Consider the following 11,971-nt stretch of genomic DNA (forward strand, 5'->3'; position numbering starts at 1 on the left):
AGATAATATCCTGTAAGTATAAGAAACCCGACTGACTCAATACCCACAACATAAAAAGAAAATGTCATTAAGAGAAAACATATATCTAAAACAGTAATATGTTAAACGATTACTTATAAAACTAAAAATTCAGATGAAGCAATTATTCCATCTGAATTAAGTTTCACTTTATATAAGTTATACCAATCTATTTTTACTTTTATTAAGAATATATTATTAACATATCCTCGGTAACAATTCTCCTTCATGCATATTCAACATCCTAGTTCCTCCTATTTCTGTCTTCAAATATACACTTCTTTTATTATCATTTATAACTTCACCTATTATCATAGAATCTCTTCCTAAAGGATTTTTTTTCATAGCTTCAAGTACCCTATTAGCATCATTATTTGATACTATAACTACTAGTTTTCCTTCATTTGCCATATATAAAGGATCAAATCCTAACATTTCACACATACTCATTACTTCATCTTTAACTAATATATCTTCTTCATATAAAACTATACTCCTACTGCTATGGTTTGTTATTTCATTTAATGTTGTAGCTAATCCCCCTCTTGTTGGATCTCTCATTATTCTTACGTTTTTACTTGCATTTAATATATCTTTAGTCAACGTATTTAGTAAATTGCAGTCGCTTTTTATATCTACATCAAAATCTAAGTCTTCTCTTTGACTTATTATACTCATTCCATGATCTGCTATTGTTCCACTTATTATTACCTTATCTCCTTCTTGTATATTGTTTGCACTTATATTTAATTTATCATCTTCTATTAACCCTATACCTGTTGTATTTATATATATTCTATCTACATTTCCTTTTTCAACAACTTTGGTATCCCCAGCAACTATTTTTACATTAGCTTGTTTTGCTGTCTTGGCCATTGAAATAACTATCTTTTCTAAAATATTTATCTCTAAACCTTCTTCTATTATAAATCCAACGGTGATGTACATTGGTTTAGCACCACTCACCGCTAAATCATTTATTGTTCCACATATAGATAATTTTCCAATATCCCCACCTGGAAAAAATATTGGTTTGACAACAAAAGAATCTGTTGTTACAGCTATTCTTCCATTTAATTTTTGTAAAATGCTAGAATCATTTTGCTGTAATAATATATCATTTTCAAAATGTTTATAAAACATATCATTTATAAGATTATGAGTTATCTTTCCCCCACTTCCATGAGATAGAGTAATTACATCCATATTAACACTCCTTATCTTATGCCGTAATTATAATATGCATTGCACGTTCCCTCCTGTGATATCATACAGGCTCCTATTGGATTTGATGGGTTACATACTTTAGAAAATAATTTACATTGTGTTGGTTTTTTTATTCCTTTTAATATTTGACCACATAAACAATCTTTATGAATATCATTATGTACTGTTTTAATATTTAATTTAGACTTTGCATCATATATTTTATATTTTTCTTTTAACTCAACCCCTGTATTTTTTATATTTCCAAGACCCCTCCATATGCTATCAGAATTAGTAAATACTTCATCAATAATAGATACTGCCTTTTTATTTCCTTCATATTTAACAATCCTGTTATATATATTTTTAACTTCATATTTTTCTCTATTTATCATTTCTACTAAAAAATATATAGCTGATATTATATCACAATATTCGAATCCTGCTATAACAGCTGGTAACCCATATTCTTTAGCCAAAAACTCAAAAGGCTTAACTCCTACAATAGCGCTTACATGTCCCGGACATAAAAATCCATCTATATTAACTTGTTTATCTATTACTATCTTTTTTATAGCGTTTGGCATTGTTTTTATAGATTGTAAAACACTAAAGTTATTTATATTTTCATTTTTAGCTTTATAGATACTAAGTGCTATAATTGGAGCTGTTGTTTCAAAACCAATTCCTAAAAACACTACTTCTTTTTTAGGATTTTGTTTTGCAATTTCATGGCAATCAAGAGGCGACATAACTAATCTAATATCTCTTCCTAAAGCCTTCTCTATTTTAAGTGAACTATATGTACCAGGAACTTTTATCATATCACCAAATGTAGTTATTATAACATCATCTCTTTTACAAAGCTCTATAGCTGTATCTATATAACTCTGTGCCGTTACACACACAGGGCAACCTGGGCCTGATATTAAGTTTATATTTCGAGGTAGTAAATCCCTTATTCCATTTTTTAATATAGACATTGTATGCGTTCCACATACTTCCATAATTGATATATCTCGTTCTAATTTATCTGAAATACTATATAACATCTTCTTTGCTAATTTAGGATTTCTAAATTCTTTTATATATCTCATATATACTTCCTTTATTTAATCTTTTAATATACCTTCAAATAATTTTAAGGTGTGTTCTGCCTCTTTTTTATCTATCTTTTGTATAGCACATCCTACATGTATTAAAACATAATCTCCTATATTTAAATTATCTAATAAACACGTATTTACTTTAGTTTTAACTCCCCCAAAATTTACGAAAGCTTCCTCTTCATAAACTTCTATAACTTCAGCTGGAACTGCTATACACATATTATCACTCCTTAGAATTCTCATTAGCTATAACTACTTGCCCAACACATATACCACTATCATTACACGGTATTAATTTATGAGTATAGACTTTAAAACCTTGTGAAACTAGCTTTTCATATATTCCCTTTAATAATATTTCATTTTGAAATACTCCTCCGCTTAATGCAACCTTATGTATATTATAGTTTTCAGCTATAATATTACACATTTTTACTGAAAAATCTATTACTGTATTATGAAATTTTTTAGATATAACACTATAATTTATACCTTGATTTACATCTTCTATTATTCCTTTTATTATTTTATCTGTATTTATAATATATTTTTTATTTATACATTCTATATTATAATCATATTTTCTACACTCATTTTCATCTGCTCTATTTTCTAATAAAATTGCTGCTTCACCTTCAAACGTTACTTTACCAAAATATCCAGTTACAGCTGATACAGCATCAAATAGCCTTCCCATACTCGAGCACTCAGGAGAATTTATATTATTTTTTATTATAGCTAATATAGGTTTTATATTTTTATCATTCATAGAAGGTGGTATGTTTTTGTATATCTCATTTTTATAGGTTTTATAAATATAGCTTACAGCCATTTTCCATGGCTCTTTAGCTGCTACATCTCCACCGGGCATACTTACATAGTTTATATGTCCAACCCTTTTAAAATCCTTATAATTACATATCAAAAACTCCGAACCCCATATTTGTCCATCAGTTCCATACCCAATTCCATCATAAGCTATTCCTATAACATTATCTTTTACTTTATTTTCAACCATACAGCTTACTACATGTGCATGATGATGCTGTACAGCTATTTTTTCTATATTTTGCTTATTTACATATTCTGATGACCAATAATTTGGATGCATGTCGTAAGCTATTATTTTAGGATTTATATTATATATATTTTTATAGTGAAATACATTATTTTCGAATCTATCATAGGTTTCTAAGTTATCCATATCTCCTATATACTGACTTATAAATACATTTTTGTCTTTAGATAAAGCGAATGTATTTTTTAAATGTGATCCACAAGCTAAAATATCTTTTTTATTTTCAATATTCATATATATTGGAGAATATCCTCTAGAGCTTCTTAAAACTCTTTCCTCACCTAAAATAACTCTACTTACAGAGTCATCTACTGGTATATATATCTCTCTATTGTGAATAAGAAAGTAATCTACAATATTATTTAACTTTTTTAAAGCATCTTCATTTTTATACTCTATTGGAAGTTTTCTTAAATTCGCACTAGTCATAACTAAAACTTCTATACCCTCTTTAAACAATAGATAATGAAGTGGTGTATATGGAAGCATAACTCCTAATTTATTACTATCAGGTGCTATATTATATGGTAGCTTCTGTTCTTTTTTATTTAAAAGTAATATAGGTCTTTTATTACTTAAAATTACATTTTCTTCTTTTTTATTTAAATTACAATATTTTTTTACAGTATTAATATCTTTCATCATTAAAGCAAAAGGCTTCGTAGGTCTATACTTTCTATTTCTAAGTGTATCTATAGCTTTTTTATTTTTAGCATCACAAACTAGATGAAAGCCTCCTAATCCTTTTACTGCAACTATTTTACCTTGTTTAATTAATTTAACAGTTTGCTTTATAGTATCATTGCATAATATTTTATTTTCAAAGTTGTCTATAAGCTCTACCTTTGGACCACAGATTTGACACGCATTAGGTTGTGCATGAAATCTTCTATCTAATGGATTTTTATATTCATACTTACATTTATCGCACATTTCAAATTCATTCATAGTTGTTGAGTCTCTGTCATAAGGCAATTTTTTTATTATTGAAAATCTAGGTCCACAATTTGTACAGTTCGTAAAAGGGTATTTATATCTTCTGTTTCTAATATCTTTTATATCATTTAGACACTCATCGCATATCCCTATATCAGGAGATATTAATGTTATAGCATCTTCTTTATCACTATGTTTTATTTCAAACTTTTTGTGATTTATTATTTTTTTATCTTCTATAATTATTTCTTCTATCTTAGATAAAGTAGGTGGTTTATGTTTTAAGTTATATATAAATTTATTAATATTACTCTCTTTTCCTTCAATATCTATATATACTCCTTTTGAAGTATTTTTTACCCATCCATTCAAATTATTATATGAAGCTGTTTTATATACAAAAGGCCTAAATCCAACCCCTTGTACTATTCCCTTTACTGTTATATATTTTCTAACTATATTTATTTGTATTATTTATTCCCCCTCTATACTATCTAGTAACAACTCATGTCCTTTTACTTTTTCTATTACTATTTGTGCGTTTTCACATATAGTTCCTTTAGCCATTGTTTCAAAGGAAAATTTAATAGAACTTTCATCGATACAACTTAACTCTCCTATTTTAATTACTACTTTATTTACCTTTTTTAAACCATAGCTCACAATATTTTGGTTTATTATCTCAAACATCTCAGACATTGCAGATACTTCATGCATTTTACTTGCCTCCCTCAATATTATTTAAGACTCTCTTTATTTTGTTTAAAACATCATTACATATATTTTTAAATATTTCATTTAAAGAATCAGAAATACTTAATCTAAAATCAACATCAAAAACTTCAATTCCGATAATATATCCTCTTACACAATTTTTATAATTTATTATCATATCTACAAGACTAATATCATGTTGAGTTTGTGGATTATTTGAATATCCTTTTGCTTCTTCAAATGATAAAAATGAGACCGTTCCACACTCTAAGCCTAAATATGTGCTATCCAGTATGATAACAAAGTCATTATCATCAATTTCATTTAAACAATATAAAAAATCTGTTTCTCCAATAATCACTTCTATTTCTGAGTTAAGCTTCATAATTTCATCTTCGATTTTTTCTAAAACATATATAGCTACCCCATCATCACCCATAACTCTATTCCCTATACCAATGACTTTTATCATAATTAAACAACCCTTATATTAATACTAGAATGTTTATCACTTATAATATGAGTAGCACAAGAAACACAAGGATCAAATGATCTAACTATCCTTCCAATCTCTACAGGATTTTGTACATCTTTAACATAAGTCCCAATTAAAGCTTTTTCTATAACTCCTTTTATACCATCTGAATCAGTTGGAGATACATTCCAAGCTGTAGGAGTTATAATCGTATATTTTTCAATTTTTTTATCATCTATAGATAGCCAATGACCCAAAGCCCCTCTTGTAGTTCCCTTAAGTCCTATTCCATTTGCTTTATCAGGAATTTCATATTTCTCTTGTTGTGTAGGTTCCATTTTTATTTTGCTTAAAAGATTATCAATTATATTGCATATTTTCTTAGCTTCAAGTCCTCTTGCAATAGTTCTATCCATAGTAGATACTCCTCTAGTATAATCATTACTTAACCACATTCTTGCTAAAGGTCCTACTTCAACCGCATATCCATCATATCTAGGTGCCTTAACAAAACTATATGCATTTTCTTTATTAATATCCGGCTCAACATACCCTTCTTCAGGTCTTATATTATTTTTAGCTGACTTATACCAAGCATAATGTACGTTTTCAGTAATTTTATTATCATCAAGGGGTTTTCTTTTATTATTTATTAATACTCCTGGTTTAACATATATTAAAGGTTTATTGTAATCACTATCAAATACTCCATAGCTCATAAAATTACCATAGCCCTTACCATTTTCAAAATAATCACTATAATATTTAGATATAATATAAATATCTTCTATCATTATATTTTCTATAAAATCTTTTATGGATGATAATATTGATTTTAACTCTATAAGTATTGATGAGTTCATATTTACTGTAACTCCACCTACAAATACACCGTGATTATGTGGTGCTTTACCTGCAAGAATAGCTAACATTTTATGAGATAACCTACTGTATTTTATAGACTCTACATAATGGTTACTTAATTTTTCATTTAGTTCTTTTGGCAGTCTATAATCTCCATAAGATTCTTTGTACAATGGATTTATTTTAGGGCCATTAACATAATCAGGAAAAGTATATTGATAGAAATGTCTTAAATGGTTTTGTAAAAATTCACACCCATGTATTATATCTCTAATCATGCTATCATTTTCATTAGGTACTACTTTTAAAGCATCTTCAAGTGCTAGCGCTGATGATATTGAATGAGCAGTTGAGCAAATACCACATATTCTTTGAGTAAAATATATTGCATCTAAAGGTGGTCTTCCTTCTAGCATTTTTTCAAATCCTCTAAACAACATACCACTACTTTTTGCATCTACTACTATGTTTTTTTCTATATTAACCTCTATTTCTAAGAATCCACTTATCCTAGTAAGTGGATTTATTACAATCTTTTCTCCCATGGTTTCCTCCTCCCTTAATATCTTACAAATGGTTCCATAGAATCTGGGAATCCATTTCTAGCACAACCTATACATGGTGTATTATTACCGATAGGCCAATTGATACTATCATTCCACCTTTTTATTGGGCAATCTGTTTTAGTAATAGGTCCTCTACATCCTAGTTTGAACATACACTCCTTATCTCCTAGCTTTTTAGCAAATATTCCTTTATCAAAATATGATCTTCTTTCACACATATCATGAATTGTTACACCATAAAAAAGTATAGGTCTATTTTCTTTATCTAGTTCTGGTTTTCCAAAAGATATAATATGAGCAATTGTACCAATTATCCATTGTGGATGCGATGGACAGCCTGGAACTCTTATAACTTCTCTATCTAAAAAATCATACACACTTTTACTTAATGATGGATTAGGACTTGCTGCTGAAGGTCCTCCATATGATGCACATGAGCCTAAAGCTATAACATATTTTGCTTTTTTGCCTGCCATTAATACAGCTTCCATTCCAGTTATTAGTTTCCCTTTGTATCTAGCTATTACATTATACAGTCCTTTATCTTTTGTAGACACTGCACCTTCTACTACAAGAATAAACTCCGTATCTAGAACCTCTAAGAATTTTTCAAATGCTTTTTCTCCTTCTTCAGCCATAATACTGTTGTCATATTTCATGTTTACCATCTGATCAAGAAAATATATTACATCTGGATCTTCTGCATTTAATAAAGATATAATATTTCCTGAACAACCACATGCCTCAAGCCAAATGAGATTAATTTTCTTATTTTTGTTTTCATTTATATTTTCTATAGCCAAGTCAACTATTTGTCTTGGAATTTTATTTTTGCTATCTATTATGGGACACTTTTTATTAGGCAATATAGATCCCCCTCATTTATTTCTTTAATACTCCAATTTTAGGTAGATTGTTTAAAATTTCTTCTTTGCCATGGCATTGCATAAACTCATTTGTTAAATCTTTTCCTGAATATAATCCAAAATGAGTACCTCCACCCCATGTAATCTCGTTGCTTAAATCATAAACAATTCCATTTATTCCTACATAAGCAGGTTTACCATTTGACCCATCATACTGAGCTAACTCTTCAATTGTAAATTCTCTTTGATTATTAGAATTTACTTTTTCCCCATCTCTATTGTTAGTTAGATTTTTTAATTTATTTATTTCGTTTTTTAAGAGTTTTTTATAATATAGTTGTTGAGATGGAAATTTTGCAAAGTAAACCATTTGTTTTAAATACATGATTTTTTGAATTTTAAATTTAATTTTCAGACTCTTTTTCACTTTATTCACCTCATATTTTTTGTTGCAAAATATATGCTTTAATAAATACAATATCTATTAATAAATACTTGAATATATAACGTTTTATTACAATAAAAAAAGAGATGCAAAGCATCCCTCTCTTGTAAACTAGTAATATACTATAATAATTTAAAATAATAATTGTTATTTCTATAGTTAACTGAACAATATTTAAAGATACTATGAATTTCAAATGATTATTTTATAAAGGTAATAAAATCAATGTTTTTTTATATAAAAACTAAATTATATAATATATATCAATACAACTTACTGAAAACTTACTTTATGTAAAATTCGTAAATATTTTAAATCATATCCTATAGTTATAAGGAACCCAACCGACCCAATACCCACATAAAAAAAGGTAATCTAATTTAAAATCAGATTACCTTTTGCCTTACATAAATTCAGACATTATTTTTTCAATATCAAAAGGTGTAATACCTCTATCAACAGAAAAAATAGTATCCGCTTTATCTATTTCATCAATAATTGTTCCTCTTGTATTAGCATGCATTTTAAATAATTGGTATAAATTAAACTTTGATAAATTTGTAATAGCTTTTCCCATTAAAACCATACCTTTTTCATTTCCTTCAATATTATTATACAAGTATGGATTAGATTTTAAAGCTAAATCACTCCAAATAACTTTCCTTTCTACTAAATCAAGTATTACAGGAATACAAATTCTAGTATCAGCTGTTACATCTATTTTATCCTTTACTGTTGCCGGTTCAAAGACTTCACCCGAATTAGGATATTGTCTCATCATCCAACCAGCATAGCATTCTGGAAGATTACAATAAGGTTGCTCCGTAAATGAATTTAAAGACATAACTACATATCGTCCACCGCATTTTATAATTGAATTTATATCTATATCAATAAATTCACATGCCCCATTAGGTGCTTCTACAATATCACCACTATGACATACTTTATACTTATCTGACTTTAAATTAGTATATGAAGCATGTTCCAAATATCCCCAATTTCTATCATAAATAATAGCAGATAAATCAATATCTACTCTCCCAGTATGGACATTGCCTACAAATCCTTCTTTCCACCACAAGAAAAATCTGATTGTATTCCCAATTGTATTCCCATCAGAAATATCAATCTGAGAACCTCTTACAATAGTTCGAAGAGCTTTACTAGATGATCTTTGTGAAAAAGGTACAATATAATCATTTAACTTTTCATTTATATAAACATTGCCTAATTGCGCTAGCTTTGAAAAACGTGTTCTAAGCTCATTTTCACATATTTTAACTACTCTATTACAGACTTCATCATCTATTAAAGTTAAATTATTCTTTATAGCATATACTTTTGCAACGTTTCCTTTTGGGAAAAATACACGTAGATCATTATCTTTATTTCTATGTTTAAAATGAGCTATTACTTGCATCAATACAGGAGATGCTATTTCACCACAAACTTCTTTAAAATTGTCTATAACATATTGCCAGTCTTTAGTTGAACGTAACAACTGATCTAACCTTCTCGCAAATTCTCCAGGTCGAGTCTTAAGTAAATATACTGATTCTATAATATCATTATTTAAAAAAGCTTTTTCTATTTGAGAATTAAATGTTTCGATTTTTATGTTATTACGAATAATATTAAATGCTTGAAAAGATTTTGGATATTTACCCTTATACTCAAAAGGATGTAATTTTTCTCCTAATCGTATCCATTGATTTTTATATCGTATCATATCTTCTGTTATGTTATTACAGTTTTCAAGCAAACTTAATATAAGTCTTCTTTCACATCGTTTAAAATTCCTAAATCTAGTATTTGTTGCTAAACTAGTATCTCCATCTGACAAAGCTACTGTTAATCTAAGTACATCAGTAGCTGTTTTTATATAATTAAAAAGAATATCCTTAGCTCTATTAGTATGTTTTAATAACAAACTTGCTAATAATGCCACATTTTCTTTAAGAGGAATATCCTTTGGAATAATTGAATTTACATCACCTTTATATTCTTCAACAAACCACTTAATATCTTCTTTGTCTGCTTCAGAAATAGAAGTTTTTGAGCTTAACAAATCAATACATATTTGTTTAAACTCTTCTTCATCACCTAAATCAATAACTCTTAAATTTATATTATCTAATAATGGTATTCTTTCTTGGACTTTGGATTTGGGTAAGTCTAATGTTATATAGTGAATTATAGCATTTATATATAAAGTGCATACATCACTATCCATTACTTGTTTAGGAAAATTAGGATACATTGGTTTATGTTCTACATTATAACCTACTATCGTTTTTAACTCACCAATGATTGAATCATAAAAAACTTCTAATTCATCTATTGATAGTGTTCTTATTATATCCATCAGTTTTTTAGAAAAGGTATAACCTATTCCCTCAATATTTTTGAGAATAGATGCTAAATATACATCAGGTAATTTATTGTTACCTACTTTAATAAGAATTTTGTTTTTACGTCTTAAATAAATTGAATTTATCATAACAACTCCTAAATATCAGGAAAGCGGTACCCCTAATTCCAATAAGATATCAATAGAAGGAAGGAGTACCATAGCCTGAAACTTGAATTTTCATTCTAAATTAGAATACCAAATCGATGGATTTTTGTAAAGTTATTTTTAATTTTGAATTTGCTCAAATTTATTTTATTTAAATATTTTCTTTTTCTTCTTAATGCAACACTTAAAAAAAATATAAAAAAGACAACCTCATTTTAATAAGATTGCCCTGGTTATTTCAAAATCACCTATTCTCCAATACTTGCTATATGTCATTATCCTGCTATATATGCCGAATCAAATTCTCCATTTACGTTTCCTTCTACAATTATGCAGTGACCCCAGAACATGTCTCCATCCGAAAAGTACATCTCAAAACTGCCGTCCTGATGAACGCTCATGCTCTCAAATTCCATAAGTCTAATAAAAATATCTTTTGTAATCTTATCAACCTTCGCATCATCATCCTTCAGCCATTCATTCGCCAACTCCAACATTTCACTCGACGCGTAATCCCTTATTTTCGCATTCCATTCCAACTCATTCTTAAAAAGCACATGCGCGGTTTGAAGCGAGCTCTTCATCACATCTTCGTCTTCATTTCAGTCAAAACACAAATCTCCGTCTTCTCCACCCCATGAAACATCTTTTCCGAAAACCTTGACGCTCTTATTCATTTCAAATTCACCCAAAATCTCATCATTATAATAAATAGGCTTCATCGACTCCTCAAGTATAGCTTCAAGCTCCTGATCTTTATATTCAACATCCAAAACCTCTAAAAGCATCATGGACCTTTTCCCCCTGCGTATACTAAGCCTTACAATCGAGTTCTTCGTTAGAATGCCCCTTGTTTTTCTCAGTTCCTCGTCGTCTACAAGCCATTCTAGACTGACTTCATCCTCTACGACAGGCTTATCTCCATTTACATCCTTACATGCAATAATGTCTATGGACGAGTTCCACAGAACATCTCCTCCCACTTTTCCCGAACTCACACCCGATGCCCCTGTTACAACAGCCACTTCAATCACATCTTCGGTGAATCTATTTTCGAATCTGTTTTTTTCACTAGATCTGCTCATATCATTCCCCCCACTTGTCTCATATTTACTCTAATGTTAAATTTTTTACTTGTACCTAAATTCCACGTCAAATTAAAATAGCCTTGCT

The 11,971-nt window shown here is 28.7% G+C and carries 12 protein-coding genes; all 12 read right to left on the reverse strand.

Going from position 1 to position 11,971, the window contains the following annotated elements:
* Positions 1 to 216: 216 nt before the first annotated feature.
* Positions 217 to 1,224, reverse strand: coding sequence for a hydrogenase expression/formation protein HypE (gene hypE, locus Tmeso_RS00115; protein ID WP_099187149.1), 1,008 nt, complete (start codon positions 1,222 to 1,224; stop codon positions 217 to 219).
* Positions 1,225 to 1,235: 11 nt separating this feature from the next.
* Complete coding sequence (gene hypD / locus Tmeso_RS00120) at positions 1,236 to 2,321, reverse strand: hydrogenase formation protein HypD (protein ID WP_099187150.1); 1,086 nt, start codon at positions 2,319 to 2,321, stop codon at positions 1,236 to 1,238.
* A gap of 15 nt (positions 2,322 to 2,336) precedes the next feature.
* The gene (locus Tmeso_RS00125; RefSeq protein ID WP_099187151.1) at positions 2,337 to 2,552 is read right to left on the reverse strand and encodes a HypC/HybG/HupF family hydrogenase formation chaperone; all 216 of its coding nucleotides are present in this window, start codon (positions 2,550 to 2,552) and stop codon (positions 2,337 to 2,339) included.
* Between the two features lie 4 nt (positions 2,553 to 2,556).
* On the reverse strand, positions 2,557 to 4,821 hold the full coding sequence (gene hypF / locus Tmeso_RS00130) for a carbamoyltransferase HypF (protein WP_330400277.1): 2,265 nt from the start codon (positions 4,819 to 4,821) through the stop codon (positions 2,557 to 2,559).
* Positions 4,822 to 5,064, reverse strand: a complete 243-nt coding sequence (locus Tmeso_RS00135) for a hydrogenase maturation nickel metallochaperone HypA/HybF (protein ID WP_099187153.1) — start codon at positions 5,062 to 5,064, stop codon at positions 4,822 to 4,824. It lies immediately after the preceding gene.
* Between the two features lies 1 nt (position 5,065).
* A complete protein-coding gene (locus Tmeso_RS00140; protein ID WP_099187154.1) occupies positions 5,066 to 5,533 on the reverse strand; it encodes a hydrogenase maturation protease in 468 nt (155 codons plus the stop codon).
* Positions 5,534 to 5,535: 2 nt separating this feature from the next.
* The gene (locus Tmeso_RS00145; RefSeq protein ID WP_099187155.1) at positions 5,536 to 6,945 is read right to left on the reverse strand and encodes a nickel-dependent hydrogenase large subunit; all 1,410 of its coding nucleotides are present in this window, start codon (positions 6,943 to 6,945) and stop codon (positions 5,536 to 5,538) included.
* A gap of 14 nt (positions 6,946 to 6,959) precedes the next feature.
* Entirely contained in the window at positions 6,960 to 7,832 is an 873-nt protein-coding gene (locus Tmeso_RS00150) for a hydrogenase small subunit (RefSeq protein ID WP_099187156.1), read from the reverse strand.
* A 16-nt stretch (positions 7,833 to 7,848) separates the two neighbouring features.
* A complete protein-coding gene (locus Tmeso_RS00155) occupies positions 7,849 to 8,259 on the reverse strand; it encodes a cytochrome b5 domain-containing protein (RefSeq protein WP_242967773.1) in 411 nt (136 codons plus the stop codon).
* A gap of 421 nt (positions 8,260 to 8,680) precedes the next feature.
* Entirely contained in the window at positions 8,681 to 10,780 is a 2,100-nt protein-coding gene (locus Tmeso_RS00160) for a TerD family protein (RefSeq protein ID WP_099187157.1), read from the reverse strand.
* A gap of 293 nt (positions 10,781 to 11,073) precedes the next feature.
* Complete coding sequence (locus Tmeso_RS16660) at positions 11,074 to 11,385, reverse strand: DUF2262 domain-containing protein (protein ID WP_305791267.1); 312 nt, start codon at positions 11,383 to 11,385, stop codon at positions 11,074 to 11,076.
* A gap of 15 nt (positions 11,386 to 11,400) precedes the next feature.
* Positions 11,401 to 11,883: a DUF7021 domain-containing protein gene (locus Tmeso_RS16665; protein ID WP_207653809.1), complete on the reverse strand. Its 483-nt coding sequence runs from the start codon at positions 11,881 to 11,883 to the stop codon at positions 11,401 to 11,403.
* Between the last annotated feature and the right edge of the window lie 88 nt (positions 11,884 to 11,971).

The sequence above is a fragment of the Tepidibacter mesophilus genome (genome assembly GCF_002724055.1).
Classification (GTDB): domain Bacteria; phylum Bacillota; class Clostridia; order Peptostreptococcales; family Peptostreptococcaceae; genus Tepidibacter_A; species Tepidibacter_A mesophilus.

Excerpts from the sequence above, each read along its gene's own strand:
- hypE (WP_099187149.1), bottom strand. The coding sequence starts at position 1,224 with ATGGATGTAATTACTCTATCTCATGGAAGTGGGGGAAAGATAACTCAT.
- hypD (WP_099187150.1), bottom strand. The coding sequence starts at position 2,321 with ATGAGATATATAAAAGAATTTAGAAATCCTAAATTAGCAAAGAAGATG.
- Tmeso_RS00125 (WP_099187151.1), bottom strand. The coding sequence starts at position 2,552 with ATGTGTATAGCAGTTCCAGCTGAAGTTATAGAAGTTTATGAAGAGGAA.
- Tmeso_RS00135 (WP_099187153.1), bottom strand. The coding sequence starts at position 5,064 with ATGCATGAAGTATCTGCAATGTCTGAGATGTTTGAGATAATAAACCAA.
- Tmeso_RS00140 (WP_099187154.1), bottom strand. The coding sequence starts at position 5,533 with ATGATAAAAGTCATTGGTATAGGGAATAGAGTTATGGGTGATGATGGG.
- Tmeso_RS00145 (WP_099187155.1), bottom strand. The coding sequence starts at position 6,945 with ATGGGAGAAAAGATTGTAATAAATCCACTTACTAGGATAAGTGGATTC.
- Tmeso_RS00160 (WP_099187157.1), bottom strand. The coding sequence starts at position 10,780 with ATGATAAATTCAATTTATTTAAGACGTAAAAACAAAATTCTTATTAAA.
- Tmeso_RS16665 (WP_207653809.1), bottom strand. The coding sequence starts at position 11,883 with ATGAGCAGATCTAGTGAAAAAAACAGATTCGAAAATAGATTCACCGAA.